This is a genomic window from Flavobacterium sp. Root186 (assembly GCF_001428525.1).
GTDB lineage: Bacteria > Bacteroidota > Bacteroidia > Flavobacteriales > Flavobacteriaceae > Flavobacterium.
Genome location: NZ_LMHW01000012.1, coordinates 1 through 25735, shown reverse-complemented (window position 1 = coordinate 25735; position 25735 = coordinate 1). Strand labels below are relative to the sequence as shown.

Sequence of the window (25735 nt, the reverse complement as noted above, 5' to 3'; positions counted from 1 at the left end):
TTTGTTCTTTATTCTTTGTTCTATTTTCTAATTTATGCATAATAAGGAGAAATCATTAAATAAACTACAACACCTGTTACCGCAACATATAACCAAAGCGGGAATGTTATTTTAGCTATTTTTTTGTGTTTATCAAAACGCTTTGCAAGTGCTCTTACATATGTTACCAATACAAACGGGATAATTATAATTGATAAAAGAATATGTGTGATTAAAATAAAAGCATATAAATATCTAACAGCACCAATTTTAGCTTTTTCAACTGCATCTAAAATTCCGTCATGATTTACATCACCAAATTTAGTAGAGTCAGCAGTCATATGGTACGCAACATACATGGCCAAAAAAGCCAAAGACAAAGCAATTGCAAAAGTCATTAAACGTTCGTGCAGTTTAAGTTTTCCGTTTTTAACGGCAATTACCGCTGCAACTAAAACAATCGCTGTAAGACCATTTGTAGAAGCATAAATTGGAGGTAAAAATGAAAGCGGTTCTACATTGATTCCAAAATCTTTTAATTTGATTGCAAAAAGAATCCCTACGAGTACCGGTATAACAATCGAAACAGCAATTATGTATTTATTGTATTTTTTTTCTAATGAATGATCTTCCATTTTTATTCTTCTAATAGTATTTTAATATCTTCTTGAATCTCTCTAACGCCTTTTTTATCTAACCCATCATAGTAAATATTTGGGTTTCCAAATTCATCTTTTCGGCATCGGATGTTTCCATCTTTGTCAATCAAAGCAAATAATCCAGAATGTTCAAATCCACCGCTTACTTTTGAATTTTCTCCTGCATAAAGATTAAAACCTTTGTTCGACAAATCCATAATTGTAGCTCTGTCTCCGGTTAAAAAATTCCAGGTAGAAGATTTTACTCCTAATAATTTTGCATGATCTTTTAAAACCGCTGGCGTATCATGAGTAGGATCAATGGTAATAGAAACAATTCCGAAATTAGGATTGCCAAAAAATGTTTTTTCAATTTCCAGCATGCTCATATTCATCTTCGGGCAGATTGACGGACAAGTTGTAAAGAAGAATTCTAAAACATACACTTTTCCTTTATAGGTTGCATTGGATATTTTAACATTATCCTGATTTGTCAATTCAAATTTTGGAGCTGCTCCAATCGTTACTAATTTTGAATCGCCTTTAGCATTTTTAGAACTTACATTATCCAAGCCTTTTCCCTTAACAACTTCACCATTTTTAATTCTATCCACGATCTGAGGCACAAAAATAATCCCAAAAATCAAGATAACAAATGATATTCCTATGTATGATTTATTCTTCATTGTAAGTAATTTTTAAAGTTGTTTAGTAGCGTTATGGTTCTTTTTAAGAGCGGCACGATATTCATACAAAATGATTTTAAAATCATCCAGCATTTCATTACTCAATTCAGATGGATGAAAAGTATCGTATCCTTCTTTGTATTCGTCTTTTTTATCTATATTTCCGCCTTTACGGCCTCTTAAGTTTCGTTCTTTATCTACAATGAAAACATTTGATGTACCTAGTTTATCATCCAGTTTTCCTTTTAAATGTAATTGGTTATAAAATGCCTGAATATCATCTGGTGAAGCAAAAACAAAATCCCACCCAGAAACATCTGTAAAAGGTTTAAGGGCATCAACAAGCTTTTGAGCTTCATTTTCTGTTCCTAGAGGGCAGATTACTACAAACTGAAGATCTTCGAAACCGTGGTAGCGTTTGTAGATTTTTTCATTAAGATTAAAGTAGTTTCCTCTATTCTCTAAAATATCAGAACCGGAAAAACCTAAAACAGTAATTTTTTTATCTAAAGAAACTTTTTTGCCGTCGAGAGATTTCCAGTTTCCAAAGTCAGCAATTTTGGGGGTAATAATGGGAAGTTTTGTAAAACTATTTACACCTGAAGCAAAAAACAAATAGGCTACAATGGGTAAAACAAAAAGCACAAAAAGAACTATATTTTTTTTCATTGTTTTAACGGAAGTTATTGAGGTACAAAAATAAAAAAAGCTCCGTTAAACGGAGCTTCTTTTCGAATTAATATCATGTTAAAAATTCCATTTAATAGTAGAATCTTTAAAAACCCCATAAATATAGTGTCCTTCTGTCAACAAGATGAACAATAAATATAATACTAGGAAAATAACTGGTGATACAACAGACCATCTAAGGCTGCTTTTTTCACCTTCCATGTGCATGAATGCCCATACAATATAATAAGCTTTGAATATTGTTAAGATATAAAATATCCAGTTTAACAAATTCAAACCAACAAAATGTGTAAACTCTAATGATTCTGGTTTTAAAATACCAAGGATAACTTCTACTGTAGTTACTACTGATAGTAATGCAAAAACAAACCAGATTCTTTTTGTATTTGATACGTGCTCGTGTGACATAATAATTAAAATCTTAAATTAAACTAAGTAGAAAACTGTAAATACAAATACCCAAACTAAATCTACAAAGTGCCAGTATAAACCAACTTTCTCTACCATTTCGTAGCTTCTTCTTTTCTCGTAAGTTCCTAATAATACATTAAAGAAAATAATGATATTAATGATAACTCCAGAAAATACGTGGAATCCGTGGAATCCTGTGATGAAGAAGAAGAAATCAGCGAATAGTTTACTTCCGTATTCATTTCTAGTTAAGTTTGCTCCTTCTACTACATATTTTGCGTCAACTAAACGAGCTTCAGATTCTGCTCTACTTAAAACAGTTTTTTTCTTATGCGCATCAAGTTTTTCAGTTCTGATTAATACATCAGGGTGTGCTTTAAAACCTGCCTGAATTTCAGCAACAGTATACGTTGGCTGTGTCTCTGCATCCTGAACAAACCAAGTTGCATGGCTTCTTGTTAATTCTTCTCTTTGTTCTGGCAATTTTACTGCAAAATCTGCAAGAGCAACTCTTGTTCCATCTGCTTTAACAAACTGCAATAAACTTCCACCTTTAGTTTCAACTGCACCGTATTCTCCTTTAATGAAGTTTTTCCACTCCCAAGCTTGAGAACCAACGAAAATTAAACCTCCAATAATAGTTAAGAACATGTACACAGCAACTTTTGATTTCTTTAATTGGTGACCTGCATCAACAGCCAAAACCATTGTTACAGATGAGAAAATCAAGATAAAAGTCATTAAGGCTACATAATACATAGGAGCCGAAACACCATGCATAAAAGGAAAGTGAGTAAACACTTCGTCAGCCAATGGCCATGTTTCAATAAATTTAAATCTAGAAAAACCGTAAGCACCTAAAAATCCAGAGAATGTCAAGGCATCTGATACGATAAAAAACCACATCATCATTTTACCATAACTTGCTCCTAGTGGCTGGCTATGCTCACCGCCTCCCCAAGTTTTTTCGTCGTTATTTGCAGTAGTAACTGTCGCTTCCATAAAAGATATTCGTTAAAAAGTTCCCAAATTTACGTTTTTTTCTTATTTAAAGAAATATAAAAATAAAAATAATAATACCCATAATAAATCCAAAAAGTGCCAATACATCGCACCTAGTTCTATACCAAGAGTTTGAGTCGGATTGTATTTTTGTTTAAAATGATTATAAATTATAATTAAAAGCGAAATTAATCCGCCTGCCAAGTGCAATAAGTGCATAAGCGCTATTACATAAAGGAAAGTTGTAGTAATTGAACTACCTTGTCCTGTCATATAATAACCGCTTTCGATAATTTGCCCGAAACCTCTAAATTGCAAAATTACAAATAGAACTCCTAAAGCAAATGTTCCTAAAAGAAACGCAGAAGTTGCACTTCTGTTTCCTTTTTCAATTGCTTTTTTTGCTAAATAAAAAGTAACACTACAGGCAATAATAACTGCTGTACTAAAATAAAACGCAGTTGGTATTTGAAAATTCGTCAACCAGTCTGCTCTTGATTTACTTACTACAAATGCACTGGCCAGACCAGCAAACATCATGGTCATACTTACCATTGCGAATAACAAAATCAGTTTAGCTGATTTTGATTTCTGCACCTGCTCTTCACTTACTTTAATTGTCATTTCCATAACATAACTATCTTAAAAATTTATCTACTATAAATACAATCTGCAGTAACGAAATATACGATACGCTTACCAGCATTAATGTTCTTGCAGCTTTTGGTGTTCTTAATTGGTACAAACGCACCGCATAAAACAACATCCATAAACCTAGTAAAAACACTAAAACTGCTGCAACTGGCGAAATAAATAACTGCCCTGTATATCCTAAAACCGGTAATAGAGAAGCTATAATTAACCAAATCGTATATAAAATAACCTGCAAAGCTGTTTTTCTATCTTTATTTCCGGTTGGAAGCATGTAAATGCCTGCTTTTGCATAATCATCATACAAAAACCATCCAATGGCCCAAAAATGAGGAAACTGCCAGAAAAACTGAATTAAAAATAATGTTCCGGCTTCGATACCAAATTCTCCGGTTGCCGCAACCCAGCCTAACATAAATGGAATTGCTCCGGGAAAAGCACCAACAAAAACTGACAATGAAGTTACGGTTTTTAATGGTGTATATATGCTTGTATATAAAAATATTGATACTGCGGCAAACATTGCCGACTTTGCATTGATCGTGTACAACAATGCAATACCTATTATAGTAAGCAGACTTGCAACAATTAATGCTGTTACGGGAGACATTCTTCCGGAAGGAACCGGACGATTTTTTGTTCGATCCATCAAAGAATCGATATCTTTTTCAATTACCTGATTGAAAGCGTTTGAAGCTCCAACCATGCAATAGCCGCCAATTGACAAAATAATCAAAACACTCCATTTAAAAGGATGTTCGTCATTAACTCCTAATAAATATCCGGCAATTGAAGAAAACAAAACACTAATAGCCAAGCCGGCCTTAGTTATCTCTTTGAAATCCAGAAATATTGATTTGATTGAAATTGTATTTTTAGCAGCGTTCAATACCGTAGTCTTTGTATATTTTTTTTGAGTGCTGCAAATGTACAAATTAGATTATAGAATTTGGAACTTTAAAATTAGATTTTTTCCAATAAAACCTCTACAAAATAAGAACTTCCCAATCTTTAACACTATTATTTCGAAAAATCTTATTAAAAATTCTAGTAATCAAAATACCAGTTAAAGATATCAGAGCGTAAACCAATAGTAAACCAGGTCGTACTTTGCTTAAATGTTGTCGCCGTTTCCTGTGTTGGATCAAAATTTCTGTAAATAAAACTTCCAAAAAATTTTAAATTTGTGATCGGATTTATTAAATATCCACCTTGAATATCAGCAATAAAAATACTCGTTTTATTTCCCTGACCAACTTTTACACCTGTATCATATGGGCGATTTTCGTCATAATCTTTATAGATATTTCCTCCATAATTAAAGCTGTTTTCTGCGGTATCAAAATCTAAACCTCTTTTTCCAACTGTAAATTTAGCATCGGCAAAAAGACGTCCTTTATGGTAACGGCCAATTGCGATAAATTCTTCAAAGTTCCCTCCCCATTGATGTCCAATGCTTTGATTGTTATGACCGTAATTCGTAATTGGATCACTATGAGAATACACATAAGGGCGAACGTGATTGTATTCTAATTGTAAAAGCAAATCTTTTACATGAAAAGCATTATAATATTTAGCGCCTAACTGGTAACCAAATTTATTTTTCCAGCTTTGGTCTCCAGACTTCATATCGCCAATCGAGAATTCATCTAATAAAAACTGAGCGTACAAATTGACATTGTTATTCCATTTGTATTTAGACGTCATTCCTAAAAGCGCATTTCCACTTCGTGATGATGAGGCAAATTCAACAGAACGGTAAAAAATAATAGGATTTACAAAGTTAACATCAAATCCTCTGTTGTTGGTATCTGTCCAAACTACTGACTCAAAGAAACCTAAATTCAGTTTATTCGAAACATTCCAACTCAAATAATGGTTTGCCATATATTTGCTTGCATACGTTCTGTCAACTGTTACATCTGGGCGAACATCTTTAAGCCACATATAAGTATTGGTATATTTAATTTTCCAGAAAGTAGTATTGATTTTAAAGTATGGATAAGGACTTGCTCCGTCAGTTTCAAGTAATGAACGATATCCGTCTCCAATAAAATTTCTACCGTAACCTAACTGCAAATCAAATATTTTACTTGGCGCAAAAGTAATATTGGCTTCCGCCAAAGGAAAATCGTAAGCATCAGTTTTAAATTGTTTTGCAATTCCCATTCCCGGAATGATCGCCGGATTCCCTCCTGAAGGTTTTAATGTTTCTGCATAGTCATTGTAATAACCTGCAAATCTTCCCTGACTTTCAAAAATGGTTGTGGTAAAATTAATCTGTTTTCCTAAACCTCCTCTAAAATTAAGCGCACGCGTATTTACATACGAATAAGATGCATCAAGATCCGACGCTTTTCCCATTTGTAAATCAAGAATTGGGTTTAGTGCCAGCCAATAATCTTCACCCTGAATCTGAACAAGGTTTTCATTCCAAAGTTTTCTTCCCCACCAGCCCGAAACTTTTTTCTGAAGCGATTCGTTTACTGCCTTTAAATTGTAATATTTTGAAACCTCAGTATACGTATAAGGTTTTGAAGCAGTATGATTATTAGTCCCCACCTGATTCATTGCACCGTCAAACTGCGCATAATAACTATGAGAAAATGGTATATTTAAATGACTTTCAAATTCAGGCATATTGTATTTTTTGTATACAATACTATCTAATTCTGTCATTGGCTTTTCAATTGGCTTTTCAATTTCGGATGCTGCCAAAGCTTCTGCCGCAATCTGATCTGCACTTTTTAAAGGAATATCAATTGAAATCGTATATTTTGAATAAGTCGGTTTTCCGTTATAAGTTGAAGGTTTTATTTTCGGGAATTTTCCAAAAACACGTTTTGCTTCTTCAACTAGTAAATCATCTGCTGCATTTACATAAATTACTTTAAACTCACCGTTTGCATCAACTTCAAAAAGCACTTTTACTTCTCCTTTGTAATTATTTTGTTTTAAGTTTTCCGGAATTTGAAAATTATCATATACAAAATTCTGCACTTCTCTGTAAAAACAGTTTTCTAAATTTTTACCCCGAAGATTTTCACAATGAGGAAAAACAGGAAACTGCTCTGAAGTAAAATCAGGCTTTACATTAGTCTGCTGTGCAAAACCAAGTAAAGTAAAAAGGGTGATAACAAAAGATAAAAAAAACTTATTCACGTAGATTGGGGCTTATGATTTAATATTGATTTGTGGTATTTTTTCCGTCTGCGATCGCTTTTGCTGCCGAAGTCCCTATGCGTTTAACTCCTAAACGAATCATTTCTACGGCGTCTTCATAAGAGCGAACACCGCCGGCAGCTTTTACCGGCAAAGGCGATGCGTTTTCGAGCATCATTATAATGGTAGGAACTGTAGCTCCGTTTGGCAGATTATTTTCGGTTTTATAAAAACCTGTTGATGATTTTACAAAAACAGAAGCATAATCTTCTTCTTTAAAATTCGATATAACAACATTTTTTATTAAAGCCGAAAGCTGAATAATTTCTTTATCCGTCAATGCTGCAACTTCAATAATCCATTTCACTGTTTTATTACTGGCTAATCCTATTTGGCTTCCTATTAGAATTTCTTCTTTTATTAATGAAACATCTCCGTTTTTAAAAGCTTCATAATTGCAGACAAAATCTAAATCATCGGCACCATTTTCAATTGCTTCATTTGCTTCTTTGATCTTAGATTCTAAACTTGAATTCCCCTTTGGAAAATCTATTACAGTCCCAACAAGTAAATTCGATTTTTCGTTTAAGATCATTTCTTTAGCCAGACTCACATATTCAGGCCGAATCATTATGAGTTTAAACTTTTCCTTAATTGCTTCAGCAATTGCGTTTTTAACTACAATACTATTATCCTCTTCCGAAATTCCGGCCTGAGAAGCAGTTTTTAAATAAGTAGAATCTAAGTATTGCTTAACATTCATAATATTGAAGTTACATCGAATGGGGCAAAAATACATTTAAATTCAGAAAAAATACTGTTTTAAAAGCTTGATTTTATCCCAATAAAAAACCCACCGAAGTGGGTAATTATATTCTTATATTTTATCGATTTGTTTTTTAAAAGCTATCGCCGAAAAAACGCCTACGAATGCACCTAATGCATTTGCTAAAACATCCGTTACATCTGATGCTCTAGTTATTGTCATTACACCTTGTAGAATTTCGATTGTTATTCCGAAAAAAACAGAAAAGATAAACGAAATCAAATAAGCTTTGTAATCATTAGCATCCTTTCCTTTAAGCTCTTTCTTAAAGAATAAGATCCAGGAAATCGTAAATCCAAAGTGAAAACAAAAATGCACGATCTTGTCAATACTCGGAAAATTTACTGCCGGAATATTGCTTGAATCTATTAAACAAAAATACGCAATGATTCCAGAGCAGATAATTGCCCAGATTAACAATAATTGTTTAGGCACCGATAAGTTCTTTATAAGCTTCGTCAGATAATAAACTATCTATTTCTGATGCATCAGCAATTTTAATTTTAATCATCCATCCAGCTCCGTAAGGATCAGAATTTACAGTTTCAGGAGCGCTTTCTAAATCTTCATTAAAAGCAATAATTTCTCCAGTTAAAGGTAAAAACAAATCAGAAACTGTTTTTACAGCTTCAACTGTTCCAAAAACCTCATCTTTATCAAGTGTCTGATCTAAAGTTTCTACTTCAACATACACGATATCCCCTAACTCTTTTTGTGCAAAATGAGTAATTCCTACAGTCGCAACATCGCCTTCGATGCTAACCCATTCGTGATCTTTTGTGTACTTTAAATTTGCTGGTATGCTCATAATAGTATGTTTGAAAATTGATATTTTAATAATTCAGCAACAAATGTAATAATCTTCTAATAAAATCTCGATTAGAAACCTAAATTTAATTTCCGAAATTATATCGAAGCGTGAAACCTGATCGAATATTCGTTAACGGGAATGATGTCGAAATCACTGCCTTTGAGAACGAATGATCATAATAGAATATTGCTGTAAGGTTTTTACTGAATGAATAATCTGCTGTTAATTTTAATGACCAGATATTTTGCCCGGCTGCTAATTGATTGTTATCATAATCTAAGTAACGAACTAAGGTTTGATTGTTTCTAAATGAAAAATCAGCTTTTATATTAATGTCACTTTTAATAATTCCTGTTGGATTATCAGCAAGTCTTGACGAAAATATAACGTCTTTAAATCGGTATCCTAAACCTACTACATATTCAATCCCTTTAACTTCTGTCAATAAATTATTGTCAAAACTCATTGATAATGCTCTGTCTTTTTTAATTTCAGAAAGAACTCTCAGCGAGCTTTTCAATTCAAAATCCATTCTAATTAATGGACTGAATTGTTCTACCAAATTGATATTCGACATAATAATTTTATTGAAGAAATTGGTATTAACGTCCTGCACTGTTGGCGTATCATTATAATCAAAATTTGATCTAAACTGATTGATTGTATATGATGCTCTATAATTATGCTGTAATGAAAAACGCTTGAATTTATCTTTGAAATATTTGTAACGCATTAACCCGTTGTACTTAATACTCCAGTTTGGAATTGGGAAACTTCTAAATATATCTGTTGATGAACTGGAAGCATCATTTCCTGCATACGCTGCCAAGAATGACGGCAATAACACGGCCTGATTACTCTTAGTGTATCCTATTGGATATCCTTGATTAGCAGTATAAATCGCATAATTTGGAGCGGTCTCTGCCGGAATTGGATTGTTTACATCTCCATATCTTGGAATCTCAACTCCTGAACCGTAATGCTGCTCTGCCAAACGGTTTGCAATTATTAAACGGTTATTTCTAAAATCATCAAATGCAGCCGACTCGTTTTCGTTGCTCGTTTGAAAAGCTGTCTTTATTAATACTGTAGAAATAGAGAACATTCCATAAGTATAAGGAGACAATGGCATATATTCGCGTGTCGCCGGATCAACCGTATATTGTTCTGAAGTATTTTCAGAATAAGAGCGGTCCATTGACAAATCAATTTTTAAATCTGGCAGTAAATCAATATTAGCCGTAACCTTCAACAGTTTATTAGTAACCTGCGAATAGCTTTGGTTGAAATCCTGATAAGTTGTTAACCATCCGTTTTTAGCTGCTTCGTAACGTACATCATCCTGACTTCCGAAAATAAATCCTAAAGATGGTTTAGACGTTCCTAAGAAACCAATACTTGGCGTATAACCCGGTAAAACAGTTCCACTGTTTTTGGTATAATTAATCTGAACATTTTTAAGGCTTGTTAATACACCTATTAAACCATCATAAAACGGACTACTGCTTACTACTGGTTTAGCCGTGTTTACAATTTTTTCTCCCGGTTTTGGTGGAGCGGTTGGTTTAGGTTTCGCTTGTTTTTTTGCACCAGGAACTAAACCTAAATACTTATACAACGTAGCCATAGTTAAGGTCGTTGTAAGCGTATTTGAGTTCGCATTTTGAATTGTATTTCCTAAATCATAAATAGTACCGGTATTAGGATCCTCATATTCAGAAAACGCTGTTGATGAACGCTGCCAGTTATAATCGGCCGTATAAGAGTAACTCGCTTTTACAAAACTAAAAATTGGAATTTTGTTAATTGGAATTTCATAATTCAAGACCAATTGCTGTGCGTGCTGGTTTGGCGTTCCAATATCAAAATAATCATCCCAGATATTAAAATCTTCTTTTGGAGTATTGTCATCGTTTAAGAAGTTTCGAACAATGTTATTTGATGTTGCACTATAATTAAGCTTTAAAGATTTGGTTAAATTAAAACCAAAACCATATTGATAATTAAAGGCAAAATTTCTTCTGTAAAGCGGATCAAGTCCAATACTATTTTCAGTTAACTCAACTTCTCTAAACTGCTGACGATTGCTTTGTCTTAAAATATTAGAGTTAAAAGATATATTTGAAGGAAGATAATTAAAGTTGAAATCACTTAGTAATTTCCAATAATCACTTTTCTTCATGAATTTGGTACTCTTAAAAGGAACAACTTCTTTTGGCTGGAATGTATAAGCATAATTTACAGCCGTATTTGATTGTTCGTCTTCATAATCTTCAACTTCATAATCATGACGTTCCACCTGATTGTATGATTGTGAAAACGTAAAGTTTTCGACATCATAAACGTGAGGTTTTTGCTCTTGTGCTCTGTCTTTTCTTACTCCGATAAAGTTGATGCTTTTTCGTTTTGTATAATCTACAGCACGAGTTCTAATATTGTCTTTTTCTGCCTGATCTGTCGTTTCTCTAATTAATTGATCCAACTTAATATCCTGGTTAAACGGATCGTATTCAGGAGTGATTACTTCTTCCCCAATTGCATAATTAAATGGCAGGTTAATTCCCCATTTTTTAGGAAGTAATTTTCCTAAGTTTAAATTGGTTACAATATTATACTGCTGAATATCTTCACGACTACGCTCATTTGCTCCCTGCTCTAAAGACCCAAAACCAATTGTACTTTTTCTACCCGTTGCAGAAAGCGTAGCAAGGTCAGCCATATTGGTGTCGACATTTAATATCGCTGCCATACCGCCTTTGTTTTCTAAATCAGACATACGAAGTTCGTTAAACCAAACCTCTCCTTTAATATCTTTATGATCTGCCCTGCTCTTTACTCCGACCATTAAATTTCGAACTAAACCGAAGTTTGGATTTCCTTTAATACCCAAAGTTAATCTGTCGCTTCCGTCACCGCCTTCAGCATCTGGATCGTTATCTGGATAATAAATTCCATTGACATCTCTTTTAGTAGAATTGATATCAATGCTCATACCTTTGATTTTCATTTTTGTAAGCAATTCGAGCGCTAAATCAATATCATTTTCTTCCATCCAAACCTGATCTGGACTTATGTTACAAGCTCCTCCCGAAGGAGTTACTTTTAACGGAATTTCTACCTGATAAAAGTTTTGTGTAAAGTCATTTCCAAAACGAATAAAACCTACCATTTCATCATTTTCAAGTGTATTTTCACGCGGTAAAGATTCTGCGTGTAAAAACATTTTCAGTTTTTTATACTGACGCATATCGACACTTACGTTTTTGAAAACTGCTCTCGAATCCTGATATTGTAAACCTGAGCCTGCAACTCTTACTGCTAATGCTTGTTCGTTTTGATTAATAACGGTGTTATTATTATACAATTGTTCTCTTTGTACTCCCGGCGGGATTACATAGTTAACCGGGCATTTATTGCTGTTTTCCTGGATGTTTACTGCTGCAACATCAAATTCTACAGTAGAATCGTCTGGTTTAGGATGATTAACATCTAGTGTCCCTGTATATCTTCTCCATTCCCCTCTTACTAAATCTAAAGCACCAAAGCGTACCGTTGCCTGACTGCTAAATCCGGTCATGAACATACGCATGAAACGAACAGATCTAAAATCTGTAATATTTCCAATTGTATTTTGCGGCTGCGAAACAGGAATTTTAAACTGAATCCATCTGGCAGTTGTTGTTCCTCCATTTGGCAATTCTACAGGTCCTACATCACCTGGTTCACGAATATCTGTAATGTAATTTTGACCAATCTGCATTCCGGGTTTAATATCAATACTATATTCATAATAAGCATTGATGGTACTCATTGTGTTGTCACGGTTAATATCTTCAACATCCGGCAAAGTTGTAGAACCACGATTAGGATCGTCTATACTAACTGCAGAGTTTCCTTCTGTACCGTTATAATTTTTATAGCGCTCTAAAACGCCTCCATCTGTATTTAAATAATAAGTATAATCATCTGCTGCAGGATCTGCTTCTCCACCATAATTTGTATAGACTTGTGCTTCTTGAGAACTTGGCAATCCGTCTAAACCAATATCCTGATTTTTTCTGTTATCAGGATTCGTATCAAAAGCATAAATTAAGGATTGCGAAGCCGGAACATCTCCCCAAAGCGGCCTCGGATTAACCTTTATTTGGTCTGGTCCTAATCCGTTTTCATATTGTTTTCTTCCGTCTTTTAATACATCTTCAGAGATTTCACCTAAATTGAAATAAATTTTACCTGTATTATTTGTCGGTGCTTCTGAATTTCCAACGTATGGATCAAGAACCCAAAACTGAATATACTCGACATTTCCCTGTTCAAAATTAGTTGAATTTAAAGCACGCATAATTCCACCAAAATTTGTTGCCGGATTAGTTGTTCCAAAATCGGGATTATTATTATACGGACCTCTTTCAGATGGATAATAAGTTAAATCGAGTGTATTAATTACCTGAATCTGTCCTTGGGCAATATCTGTATTTGGATATAACTCTCGGCTGTAGATTCTTCTTGTTGTATTTAATGATAAATCATCATTTGAGATTCCGGATGGTTTTGAGGTATAAAATACCGGGTCAATTGTATACCAAGATAATTTTGCTCTTTTATAACCGTATCGTAAATCATTAAAATTAGCATTAAAAGTAACATCGGCATCATTAGTGATAAATGGAACAGAAGCTAAACTCCATGCATAAGCAGAACGCATATCTATGGTTGACTGCGAACCTTCAAAATCGTCAACATATATTGTTGCCTCTCCTTCAAAATCACTGGCTTTTGGTGCATCTGGTTTTAAAAATGCGATCTCACCACGAATAGATAAATTCGAAGGAACATCTGTATCAACATTTGGAAGCTTGTTTGCTAATCTGGTTAAGAATGGAACTTCTGTTGAATAGTTTCCATTGAATCCAAAAATAGTATTGTTTACAGATTCCTGACCATAACTTGATTTTTGAGTAAATGGTCTTTCTGTCATTTTTAAGAAAGTTCCACCCACTACAAATTTATCCGAAATTTTATGCTCGACATTTAATCCCATAAATCTTCGAGTCTGCTGCCCGAAGATTGAATTATTTTCTAACGAAACTTCAATTGGTGTATTTGATGCCTGTAATGAAGGATCCAGAATTTGTACTCTTCCTAATTGATAATCGACGCTGTAATCTATTCCCTCAACTAAAACTCTTCCGGCTGCTGTAACGACAACAGAACCTTGCGGTACATTGAATGCTCCAATTGGGATTCCGTTACTTCCAGATGATTTGTATTTTCCTCTTAATAAGAATTTGTTTTTATCACTATCCTGCAATGCGCCAGCTTGAGTATTTCGGTACATATTTCTAAATACATACTTCTGCTGGTTTGCATTATAGGTTGATGGATCGTTATAATTCTGACCACCATCTTTCAATTTGTCAAATATAAGTTCCCCAAAAGGTTCTTTTGTGGTAAATATGATTCGCCCGTTTTGAACATCGACTGTAACACCCGGAATATAATCAAAGAAACCATCACCGCCAGCTTGTGGATCGTTATTATAATTTAAACGGTCTAGGTTGAAAACATTTAATAATGGAGTTTGATCTACCTTCATATCCGATGTTGGGTTTGAAGGGAAACTGGATCCCTGAACCGGCGTAATATAATTTATTGGCGAAGGGTCTGTGTAAAGGATATTTAACCTGAAATCGTCTTGTTTAATTTGATAAGCCTGTGGAATTTGATAAACGTTTTTCATCATCAGGTTCCAAACCGGATTTTGAACGTTTGTCAAATTACTTTTCAGCATTTTTAAAACTAAACTTTGTGTAATAATTGCCTGATTAGCATTGTTATTTCCTGTTACAACAGTTCCGTCAACACCATCACTACCAAACTCTCCAACCTGATACACCTTTCCTCCAATTGTATATTCGAAGGCAACGGCCAGAATTTCATCATTTGCTAAACGCTGCTGCAAAGAAAGGTATCCTAACTGTGGATTAAATGTATATTCTGCAGTGGTTAATTTTCTGGCATTTTCTAAAACAGAATAATCTGTTGCTTCGCTGACATTTGTGTTGTTGAATCCAGATTTTGCGGTTACAATTTCTCTAATTTTAGAATTTAAGAAAGAACTTGCCTGACCTATTGTTGCCGGATCGTACTTATTGTTATTGTTATCGGTTGGCGAATCTATCGGATTATTGAAAAATCCTGCCGTTGAACTAATAACTACAACTTGATTATCTGGAATTCCTGTAATTTGAGCTTCACCTAAATCCTGAAGCGCAATAATGTTTCTAAGGTTATTATTATTTGTGCTTACACGATTTTGTTTATTGGTTACCCAAACTTCTAATCTTGTAATTTGAACACGGCTGTCAATAAATGGATATTTTTTTAATGATGCATCGTACTTATTTCTAAAGTATTGAGATAAGAAAAAGTGACGATCGCTATCGTAGTCTAAAGCATATAAATCAAAGTTTTGAACCGTTCCTCCGTTTTCTGCAACTACACTTTTTGTCTGTGATTTTTGTTCGGAGAAAACTCCTGTAATGGTAGTTTTTCCAAATTGCAATTGTGCTTTTACCCCAAATAAACTTTGTGCTCCACGAATTAAGGTACTATTTAGCGGCATGCTTACGTTACCCACTTCTATTTTTTGAATAATATCGTCTTCTGAAGGAGTGTAAGCCAGCTTAAATAAGTTTTGAAATGCAAATGTCGATTGGGTATCGTAATTGGCATTTACCTCTAATCTGGTTCCTACTTTCCCCATTAAACTCATACTGATACGCTGATCAAAGTCGAATGTAAGACTTGATCTGTTACGAGGAGAGAACGAAGGATTGTCTTGTTTGGTGTAACGAACACCTAAATCCATTTCGACAGAACCTGTAGGTTTTACATCAATGGTATTACTTCCAAAAACGCTTTCAAAAAGACTTGAATTGATATAGTATCTTGGAAGTAAATCTTTTTTAGCTGCTTCAGCTCCGGTTTTTTTCCCATCGATTGCATCCGCTTTTTTTCTAAAATAATCTCTTCGTGATTCTTTTAGAACTAAATCTTCATATTCTTTGGGAGTTAAAACAATAGGGTAATCGATTGAAAAACCATCAACCGAACTGGTGTAAATATATCGATCTGTAATAGGATCATATTTATAAGCCGAAAGTATGCTTGGAGGATTATCGATCTCGAGTTTCCCTACAGAAAACTGAGTTTTAGTTGTATCTTGAACCGCCGGATTTACTTGTGATCGTATAACATTACCACAAAATAAAACCAGTAAAAAAATACAAATTTTACGCATACAATTGGTTATAAAAAATTGGTTTTATAAGCTTTTTAAAGCCTTTTTAATGATCGTTTCTACAGTAGCTTCCGGGTCTTCTTTGACAATCTTTTCTACTACCTTTTCAGAAGTTTTTCTAACAAACCCAAGAACTTCCAAAGCAGATAACGCTTCATCTCGATTTGTATTGTTTTGAACTACCGAAACTTCATCTAAATCGTACAACTTTAACACTTTTTCTTTCAAATCAAGTATTACACGTTGTGCAGTCTTGTTTCCTATTCCTTTTATGGATTGTATTAAACCTACATCTCCTGAAGCAATTGCATTAATAATTTGTCTTGGTTCTATCGAAGAAAGCATTGTCCGTGCAATGTTTGCCCCAATTCCCGATACAGACAAAAGCATTCTAAATATTTCACGCTCAGATTTTTCTACAAATCCGAATAAAGTATGCGCATCTTCTTTGATTTGAAGATGCGTATACAATTTTATAAAATCAGCATTAGGGATTAATGAAAAAGTATGTAAAGAAATATTTACGTGGTATCCTACTCCACCGCAATCAATTACAACTTCTGTGGGATTTTTTTCAACTAATTTCCCCTGCAAATGTGCTATCATAGTATTATTAAATAAGTATCAAATATAATAAAAATGCAATAAAAATAAGACAATATTATTTGATCCTTATTTAATGCTACTACTATTGAACTAATTTATTTTTTTTACTTTCTTTTTCCTGAGCGTCGATAACAGCGATTGCTGCCATGTTTACCATTTCTTCAACGCTTGCTCCTAATTGAAAAATGTGAACCGGTTTATTCAATCCCATCATAATTGGTCCAATAGAAGCTGATTTATTCAACTCTTTCATCAACTTATAAGTAATATTTGCTGACTCTAAGTTAGGGAATATCAGTGTATTTACTTTCTTTCCTGCTAATTTAGAAAAAGGGAATTTTTCCTGAAGCATTTCTGAATTTAAAGCAAAGTCTGCCTGAATTTCACCATCTACGACCATCTCTGGGTGATTTTTATGCAAATACGCCACAGCATCTCTTACTTTTGAAGCATTTTGATGTGTTGATGAACCAAAGTTTGAATACGAAACCATTGCAATAACAGGTTCAATTCCGAACATTTTTGCCGTTTTAGCAGTCATCAATGCAATGTTCACTAAATCTTCAGAAGATGGATTAATATTTATTGCAGTATCTGATAAAAACATTGGGCCACGAGACGTTAACATCATGTTTGCTGTTGCAACAAGTGAAGCTCCGTGTGCTTTTTCAATTAATTGAAGCATTGGTTTTACCACACTTGGGTAACTTCTTGAGTAGCCTGTTACCAAAGCATCTGCCTCACCTTCGTTTACCATCATGGCTGCAAAATAGTTTCTTTCGCGCATGAACTTTTGAGCATCTAGCAATGAAACTCCTCTGCGTTCTCTTGTTTCCCAGTATGAAGCTGCAAATCTGTTACGTCTTTCTTCTTCTTCGTTTGTTTTAGGATCAATGATTTCTAATTCAGCATCAAAACCTAATTCCTCTTTTAATTCTAAAATAGTTTCTCTGTTTCCTAATAAAACCGGGATACCAATTCCGTCTTCATGCACAATTTGTGCTGCTTTTAATACATTTAATTGATCTGCCTCGGCAAAAACAACTCGTTTAGGCTCTAATTTAGCACGGTTTGTAATTAAACGTACCATTTTATTATCATTACCCATACGTTCGCGAAGCTTATCTTCATAAGCAGCCCAGTCTGTAATAGGATTTTTTGCTACTCCAGATTCCATTGCTGCTTTTGCAACTGCAGGCGCAACAATTGTAATTAATCTAGGATCAAATGGTTTAGGGATAATATATTCTTGTCCGAAACCTAATTTTGTTGCTCCGTAAGCTACGTTAACCTGTTCTGGAACTGGTTCTTTTGCTAAAATAGCCAATGCTTTCACAGCGGCCATTTTCATAGCTTCATTAATTTTTGTAGCACGTACGTCTAATGCTCCTCTAAAAATGTAAGGGAATCCTAAAACGTTATTTACCTGATTAGGAAAATCTGAACGGCCTGTAGCCATAATAACGTCTTTACGAGTTTCTACAGCTAAGTTATAATCGATTTCTGGATTTGGATTTGCCATTGCAAAAACAATCGGGTTCTCTTTCATGGTCAATAACATTTCTGGCGAAAGAATATCTCCAGACGATAATCCGATGAAAACATCAGCTCCTTTTACAGCTTCTGCTAATTCAATTTTTGGACCGTCGATTGCATATTTTAATTGTAATTCTGAAAGTGAAGGATTGTCTTTTGTTAAAAGTCCTTTACTGTTATACATTAAAACGTTCTCCACTTTTACACCTAATAATACGTATAAATCTGTACATGCAATTGCTGCAGATCCTGCTCCAGAAACTACTACTTTTACATCTTCGGCTTTTTTACCTGCTAATTCAAGTGCATTGATTAATGCTGCAGAAGAAATAATTGCAGTTCCGTGCTGGTCATCATGCATTACCGGAATATCTAATTCTTCTATTAATCTTCTTTCGATTTCAAAAGATTCCGGTGCTTTGATATCTTCAAGATTAATACCTCCAAAAGTTGGAGCAATATTTTTTACAGTCTGAATAAATTCTTCAACGTCTTTTGTACCAACTTCGATATCAAAAACGTCAATGTCAGAGAATATTTTAAATAATAAACCTTTTCCTTCCATTACAGGTTTCCCTGCTTCAGGGCCTATGTCTCCAAGACCTAAAACAGCTGTACCATTTGAGATTACAGCTACTAAATTTCCTTTTGCTGTGTATTTGTAAACATCTTCAATGTTTTCTGCAATTGCTAAACATGGCTCTGCAACACCTGGCGAATAAGCCAGCGATAAATCTCTTTGGGTTGCATATTTTTTTGTTGGAACTACCTGAATTTTTCCTGGAGTTGGCTCTGAGTGATACAGTAACGCCTCTCTTTTTTTACTCTCTTTGTTCATTATTTTTAGCTTTTATTCTAGCTTACAAAGATATAAGTCTTACTTTTAAAATGGGGCGTTTTGGTGCTTTCTTTTGTTAAAATATAAAAATTGGAAAGTCAAAAAAAATAGTCCGAGCTGTTTCGGACTATTGAAAAAAGTATTTTAATAAGCGTATTTACTGTGATATATAAGAGTTTAAGTGGTTAATAGTGTCTTTTTGAATTTCGATAATTGCCTTAACAACATCGCTGATTGAAATAATTCCCACTACTGTTCCATCTTCTAAAACAGGAAGATGTCTGATTCTTTTTGAACTCATGAGTTCCATGCAGTCTTCAATATTATTTGAAAGCAATACTGAGAAAACATTGCTTTCCATAATTTCATGTACAAAAGTTTCTTTTGAAGATTTGTCTTTTAAAACAATTTTTCGAGCATAATCCCTCTCAGACAAAATTCCTTTTAAATCGTTTCCGTCAATAACCAGAATGGCACCTATATTTTTATCGCCCATTACTTTTAAGGCTTCAAAAACGGTAGTTGTTGAACGTACGGAATAAACATTCCTTCCTTTTGCATTAAGTATTTGATGTACAGTCATATCTGAAAAATTTTAGATTTATAAAGTTAAAATAAAAACAAATACGATGCGCAACGAAATCGATTTTTTAAAAACACAACTTGCTCATTTTAAACAAAATACATTAAATTTAGAGTTTTCGAAATTATACATCAAAGAAAGAAAAGATTTACAAAGTTTTTTTGTATAAAAATAGATTTTTTAACGTTTTGACGTGTTGGTTATAAAATATGAATTTCATTATATATTCCTATTTTTGTCGACGAACAAATGTCTCTACGAGACAAAATGCATGTGGGATATTTTTTTTTACCGACCAGTCATTCCTAACGGATTGTTTCGTGAAAATTAAAGATTGGTAAAATCAAATGTTGTGATTTGTATGGAATACTCCGTTAGGAGTTATATCGGTAGAAAAAGAAAATCCCATTGAAATATTCCATAGGGATTAAATAAAAATTATGAACACTACATATATGTTGTAATCAACATAAAAATAAAAAGCCCTTTTCTGGATTAGAAAAGGGCTTTTTTTTTATTCTAAAATTACATACTTGTAATTATAAATTCACTTCGTCTGTTTTGCTGATGTTCTTTTTCGGTACATTTTACACCATCGGCACAATTATTTACCAATTGTGTTTCTCCGTATCCTTTTGCTGTTAAGCGGCTTGGATCAATTCCTCTTTGCTCGAGCCAGCTTTTAGAAGACTGTGCTCTTTTATCTGATAAAGTCTGATTGCTTTCTGATGATGAACGACTGTCTGTATGTGAACGAATATCTATTTTTATGGTTGGATATTGTTTTAACATATCGACAATTTTTTGCAGTTTAGGCTCAGATTCTTTTTTAATTGTTGCTTTACCTAAATCGAAAAAGTTCATCGGGATGTTTAAAAGTTTTACCAAATCGGTTCCTATTGTAATGTTAACTTTAACTGGTTTGATAGCGTTTCCTTTTATTATAATTGGCATTGCCGTTACAATTGGTTTTGGTTTCTTTTCTAAAGCGATTGGCAGAGAAACTGAACCTGTAGCTTTTTTTAACGTTATAGAAACTTCTTTAAACAAATAATCTTCTTTTGATGTTTTGATAAAATATTTTTTTCCGCATCTTACATCTGCAAAAACATAATTTCCGTTTGCGTCTGATTTTGTTTCAACAGCAGTTTTACCAGCTTCATCAAATAGAATCAAATTAACATTTGAAAGTGGTTCGTTTGTTTCCTGATCTGTAACTGTTCCTGATAATTGCTGCTCGCAGATTAATCTGCGGTTTTCTGTAAAACGGTAAATATCATCAAGTCCGTGGCCATTTACTCTATTTGAAGAGAAAAAACCATTTCTGTTTTTACTATCAATTATAAAAGCAAAATCGTCTTGTTTACTGTTTACTGGTTCTCCAACATTTAGTACATCATCAAAAGTACCTTCTTTAGTTATTCTTGAAACATAAATATCAAGTCCGCCCAAACCTGGTCTTCCGTCGCTGGCAAAATAAAGTTCGTTTTCATCTGAAATAAATGGAAAAGTTTCTCTTCCTTCTGTATTAATTTCAGGGCCTAAATTTTGTGGTGTGCCAAATGTTCCATCGGCCGCTATACTTACTTTGAATATATCAGAAAGGCCAAATGTTCCCGGCATATCTGATGCAAAATATAATGTTTTTTCATCGGCACTTAAAGCTGGATGTGCTACACTGTATTCGTCGCTATTGAAAGGAAGTTCCTGAACTTCTTTCCATTCGTTATCAATTAAAACTGCTTTATAAAGTTTTAATAGTGTAATGTTCTTTTCGTTTTGTCTTCTTTTACCGTTTACAGAATTGTTTCTGGTAAAATACATAGTTCGTCCGTCTTTTGTAAAAACCGGAGTCGATTGGTTGAAGTTTACTTTTAAATTCTTTTTGTGAAATAATACTGGTTTTTCGATGCTTCCGTCAGCATTTAATTCAACAGTATATAATGTCGAAATGGCTTTATTTGTCCATTTAAAATTCTTTTTGATGATCGCACCTGTATCTCTTGCAGAAGTAAATACTAATTTATTGTCTAAAATTGTACTTCCGTAATCTGAATCTTTTGAATTAACTCCAGCGTCAGCAATATCAAATCGTCCTGAATTTGCTTTGATATCTTCCAGATAACTTCTGTTCTTTAAAAACAAAATCGCTCTTTTATCTGAAGATGCTTTTTGGCTGAATTTTTCTAAAACTTCATCTGCTTTACGATAACTCCCGATTGATTTTAAGCATTGGGCATATTTGTACAAATACTCCGCTTCCTGATTTTCATTTAAATTAAATAGTTCCTGATAGTAATTTAAAGCTTCTTCTAATTCTCCTATGAAATAGTAGGAATTACCAAGTCTTTGAAATATTCTTTCTTCTTTAACTCCTTTTTTTACTAAGCTTTCATACGCTTTTATAGCATCTGCGTAAGCGTAACTATCATATTTTTGATCTGCATTTTTTATACCGGCAGTTTGCGCATTTGCATTGAAGAAATAGCAAAAGAATAAAAAGGAATAAATTAAATTTTTCATCTTCATATTTAAATATTAAAAGAATCTTGGTGAAGTAAGTTTGCTGTAATTATTAAAGAAGTCAAAACGAAGGAAAATTTCATGTGATCCCGAATTGTATTTTTGTAAACGTGTGGTTTCATGATCATAACCGTATCCTATATACATTCCTTTTGTAACCTGAAAACCTGCCATCGCACTTACAGAAGCGCTCCAACGGTAAGCAAGTCCCACAACAAATTTGTCATTAAACATAAAATTTCCTGAAAGGTCTACCTGCAAAGGTGCTCCTTCAACCATTTTTGTTAACAATGCCGGTTTGAATTTTATATATTCTAAACGATCTAAATTGAAAACATAACCTGCCATGAAATAGTAGTTTATTTTTTCTTTGAAGATGGCAACATCGTTATCATCGTATCTGTTTGTTTCGATAAAATTTGGAACTGATAATCCTAAATAAGCACGATCTGAATGCCAGTAAATTCCGGCTCCAATATTTGGCGTAAACTTGTTTCTTAAATCCTGAAACATTTCATCATTTTGATCTTCATAGCTTAATTTACTTGCATCAAGATTAAAAAGATTGGCTGTGGCTTTGATACCAAATGAAAGTTGAAATGACTCTGAAGTTGGAACACTATAAGACAAATCTGCCGATAGTGTGTTTTCAGTCGTTGGTCCAATTTTATCATTTACCAACGAAACTCCTAATCCTAATTTACTATTATCCAAAGGTGTATTTACTGAAAAAGTACTTGTTACCGGCGCTCCGTCAAGTCCAACCCATTGTGTACGATATAAACCGAAAGCACTTAATACGCCGCGCGAACCTGCATATGCCGGATTGATTTCGATTGTATTATACATATATTGTGTGAATTGAGAGTCTTGCTGAGCAGAACACACAATTGTAAAAAACATGAAAATTAAGCCTAATTTTTTCATTTATAAGAGTTTTAAAAACGGCTTAGCTTGTACTAAGCCGTTTGTAATTTTTATTTATTGATATATAAATAACCTGATTTTTCGTGAGGGTTTGAACCGCTGTCTTTATATTTTAGAATATAGAAATAGGTTCCTACTGGCAATCCTTCTGATTGTTTCATAGTTGTACGCCCTTCTGAATATCCTTTAAATACTCTGTCTTCATTGTTATATCCAGATTTTTCGAAAACTAATACTCCCCAACGGTTGTAGATTTCTACTGTATTGTCTGGATAGCATTCTATTCCCTGAATGTAGAATCGCTCATTTTTACCATCTCCATTTGGAGAGAAACCTTTCTTAACATCAATTTCACAACCATTTAATGTTATCACAGTAGGTTTGTCTCCGTTGATACCTGTATCATCTGAGATATCTTCAACTACTACTCCTTTTCCACTGCTTCCTTTAACACTTGCCTGATTTGTAACTTTTCCGTTATTAATATCAGTTTGTGTTATTTTATAAACTGCTGTAAAGTTTGTATCGTTTGATTCGCCAACTGCTAAACTGATAACCTGTCCTGAAACGATTACTCCCGGCAGCGGATCTGTAACTGTAATTCCTGTTAACGGCACATTTCCTGTGTTTGTTACTTCGAATTTGTATGTAATTGTTTCGCCTGCATTTGCAATTTTGTTATCATTATCATCATTGAAGACTGCTGTTTTAACAATTGCAATTCCCGGAACTTCAACAAAAACTGTCAATGTTGCTGTAGCACAATTTGTAGTCGTTGCTGCTTTTTCACAAATTTGATATGTAATTTGATATGTTCTGCCTGGTGTATTTGGTTTTACATTTACGGTTCCATCTGCATTAAATTCAAAATTGTTATCTCCAGATGTGTTTGTAATAGTAACGTCTGCAGGATTAACTGCCAATCCGTCTAATAAATCATTATCTAAAACATTTATGAATTCAAGAGAACCATTAATTCCATCAACCGATATTACTCCGTCATTGTTAGCTACAATTGGTTTTGTTGGTGTAACTGGAATAACTGTATTCAAGACTTCAACCGTTACAACTGCCTGACTGCAATTAGATGAACTTAAAGCATCGCATATTTGATAAGTCAATTGATAAGTTCCTGTTGGTGTTCCAGGTTTAATATCAACTGTACCATCTGCATTTAAAGTTAAATTAGCATTTGGAGTAACTGTACTTAAAGTTACGTTCGCTGGAATAACTGCTGATTCGTTATGTGTATCATTGTTAAATACATTTATACCTGAACCCGTTCCTTTAGTAATGTCAATTGGTCCTGCCGAATCATTATTTGCTTGGATAGCAAAAGTTGGTCTTGCATTACAATCTCCTGTAGCTATTGGATAATTTACCAACACACTAACTGTTGGGTTTAATGAGAATACCATTGTAACCGCTGGTCTTGTTTTCTCAAATCCATCCGCTCCTTCTGTCCATTGACCGTTTGTATTTATCCATCCTGGCCAGTCTACTCCATTTCCGCTGACATCAATTACTGCACCCGGCCATAAAATATTTCCACTTAATGGCAAGTTTGTTTGAGTCGCCACTACATTGTTTGCACTATCAACCCATTGGATTGTTAACAAATTTGTAGGTGTGAAATTATCTGCTACAACATTGTATGTTACATAAGGAACATTATTAGAACAATAACTGCTTGCTGTTACTGTCATTGTTGGTTCATCAACTGTTACTTTAATCGAAGCTGAACTACAATTTGTTGGGTTCAACTTTTCACAAATCTGATAAGCCAACTCATATGTTCCTCTTGGTGCATTTGCTCCCAAAGTAACTGTTCCGTCAGGGTTCAATGTTAAGAATCCTGTTGGATCTGGAATTACAATTGAAAGATTCATATCATTTGTGACAACTGGTAATCCGTTGTTAGTATCATTATCAAAAACATTAATAATGGTTTGAGGATGATTTACTCCAACTACTGAACCCACTAGATCATCAATCGCTTGTAATAGTGCTCCGTTAATTACCACAACTTTTGAGATTACTGCATCACAGTTTGTTGGATTAGTAATCTCGCAGATACGGTATTCTACATCGTAGATTCCGGCGTTACTGTTCCGTCTGCATTTAATGTTAATCCTGTTGGAACGCTGATTGCTGTTAATGTTACCTGTCCAGATGAACTGCCGATCACAGCTGGGTTTCCGTTTAAGGTATCGTTTGCTGTTAATGGCGCTGTTTTTCCTCCTATACTTCCGTTAATAGCTGCTGTAGTTTCAGTTACTGCATCAATTATTGGTGTTGGTGTCGGTGCCCCTACTGTTACACTTACTGTGTTGGAACTGCAGTTTGATGGGTTTAGTTTCTCACAAATCGTGTAAGTTAACTGATAAGTACCTGCCGGAGCATTAGCACCTAATGTTAAACTTCCATCTGGATTTAGAACTAAATATCCTRTCGGGTCTGCAGTAGTGGTTGTCAGATTTACATCTGATGGAACTAATGCTGTTCCGTTTTTAGTATCGTTACTAAATACATTTAATGGTAAGGTCTGAGATGAACTGCTTGA

The 25735-nt window shown here is 34.0% G+C and carries 18 protein-coding genes and 1 pseudogene; all 19 read right to left on the bottom strand.

Translation table 11 applies throughout. The features are described 5' to 3' along the window. Positions 1-32 precede the first annotated feature (32 nt). On the bottom strand, positions 33-614 hold the full coding sequence (locus ASD98_RS11275) for a DUF420 domain-containing protein (RefSeq protein WP_056204465.1): 582 nt from the start codon (positions 612-614) through the stop codon (positions 33-35). 2 nt (positions 615-616) lie between these two features. Continuing rightward, on the bottom strand, positions 617-1303 hold the full coding sequence (locus tag ASD98_RS11270; RefSeq protein ID WP_056204462.1) for an SCO family protein: 687 nt from the start codon (positions 1301-1303) through the stop codon (positions 617-619). 12 nt (positions 1304-1315) lie between these two features. Next, the gene (locus ASD98_RS11265; RefSeq protein WP_056204459.1) at positions 1316-1972 is read right to left on the bottom strand and encodes a hypothetical protein; all 657 of its coding nucleotides are present in this window, start codon (positions 1970-1972) and stop codon (positions 1316-1318) included. Positions 1973-2050: 78 nt separating this feature from the next. Next, on the bottom strand, positions 2051-2401 hold the full coding sequence (locus ASD98_RS11260; protein WP_056204456.1) for a cytochrome C oxidase subunit IV family protein: 351 nt from the start codon (positions 2399-2401) through the stop codon (positions 2051-2053). 18 nt (positions 2402-2419) lie between these two features. Beyond that, positions 2420-3406, bottom strand: coding sequence for a cytochrome c oxidase subunit 3 (locus ASD98_RS11255; protein WP_056204454.1), 987 nt, complete (start codon positions 3404-3406; stop codon positions 2420-2422). Between the two features lie 42 nt (positions 3407-3448). Further along, complete coding sequence (locus ASD98_RS11250) at positions 3449-4036, bottom strand: cytochrome c oxidase subunit 3 (protein WP_056204451.1); 588 nt, start codon at positions 4034-4036, stop codon at positions 3449-3451. Between the two features lie 7 nt (positions 4037-4043). Continuing rightward, the gene (gene cyoE / locus ASD98_RS11245) at positions 4044-4946 is read right to left on the bottom strand and encodes a heme o synthase (protein ID WP_056204449.1); all 903 of its coding nucleotides are present in this window, start codon (positions 4944-4946) and stop codon (positions 4044-4046) included. 158 nt (positions 4947-5104) lie between these two features. Next, positions 5105-7219, bottom strand: coding sequence for an energy transducer TonB (locus tag ASD98_RS11240; protein ID WP_056204447.1), 2115 nt, complete (start codon positions 7217-7219; stop codon positions 5105-5107). 19 nt (positions 7220-7238) lie between these two features. After that, positions 7239-7982, bottom strand: a complete 744-nt coding sequence (deoC, locus tag ASD98_RS11235; RefSeq protein ID WP_056204443.1) for a deoxyribose-phosphate aldolase — start codon at positions 7980-7982, stop codon at positions 7239-7241. Between the two features lie 114 nt (positions 7983-8096). Continuing rightward, entirely contained in the window at positions 8097-8480 is a 384-nt protein-coding gene (locus ASD98_RS11230; RefSeq protein ID WP_056204439.1) for a VanZ family protein, read from the bottom strand. Next, positions 8473-8853: a glycine cleavage system protein GcvH gene (gcvH, locus tag ASD98_RS11225; RefSeq protein ID WP_056204435.1), complete on the bottom strand. Its 381-nt coding sequence runs from the start codon at positions 8851-8853 to the stop codon at positions 8473-8475. Before gcvH ends, ASD98_RS11230 begins: the two co-directional genes overlap by 8 nt. A gap of 85 nt (positions 8854-8938) precedes the next feature. Next, positions 8939-16159, bottom strand: coding sequence for a cell surface protein SprA (gene sprA / locus ASD98_RS11220; protein ID WP_056204432.1), 7221 nt, complete (start codon positions 16157-16159; stop codon positions 8939-8941). A 24-nt stretch (positions 16160-16183) separates the two neighbouring features. Next, positions 16184-16765, bottom strand: a complete 582-nt coding sequence (gene ruvA / locus ASD98_RS11215) for a Holliday junction branch migration protein RuvA (RefSeq protein WP_053471666.1) — start codon at positions 16763-16765, stop codon at positions 16184-16186. An 82-nt stretch (positions 16766-16847) separates the two neighbouring features. Then, positions 16848-19139 (bottom strand): NADP-dependent malic enzyme, encoded by a 2292-nt coding sequence (locus ASD98_RS11210; RefSeq protein ID WP_056204430.1) that lies wholly within the window; start codon positions 19137-19139, stop codon positions 16848-16850. Between the two features lie 157 nt (positions 19140-19296). Next, positions 19297-19722: a CBS domain-containing protein gene (locus ASD98_RS11205; RefSeq protein ID WP_053471668.1), complete on the bottom strand. Its 426-nt coding sequence runs from the start codon at positions 19720-19722 to the stop codon at positions 19297-19299. 525 nt (positions 19723-20247) lie between these two features. After that, positions 20248-22251, bottom strand: a complete 2004-nt coding sequence (locus ASD98_RS11200) for an OmpA family protein (RefSeq protein ID WP_056204426.1) — start codon at positions 22249-22251, stop codon at positions 20248-20250. Between the two features lie 9 nt (positions 22252-22260). Further along, positions 22261-23172 carry a type IX secretion system membrane protein PorP/SprF gene (locus tag ASD98_RS11195; RefSeq protein WP_056204422.1) on the bottom strand — a complete coding sequence of 304 codons (912 nt, stop codon included), beginning with the start codon at positions 23170-23172 and terminating at the stop codon, positions 22261-22263. A 50-nt stretch (positions 23173-23222) separates the two neighbouring features. Beyond that, positions 23223-25196 (bottom strand): gliding motility-associated C-terminal domain-containing protein, encoded by a 1974-nt coding sequence (locus ASD98_RS11190; protein ID WP_056204418.1) that lies wholly within the window; start codon positions 25194-25196, stop codon positions 23223-23225. Positions 25197-25255: 59 nt separating this feature from the next. Further along, positions 25256-25735: pseudogene (locus ASD98_RS24030) on the bottom strand (gliding motility-associated C-terminal domain-containing protein); the annotation flags it as partial.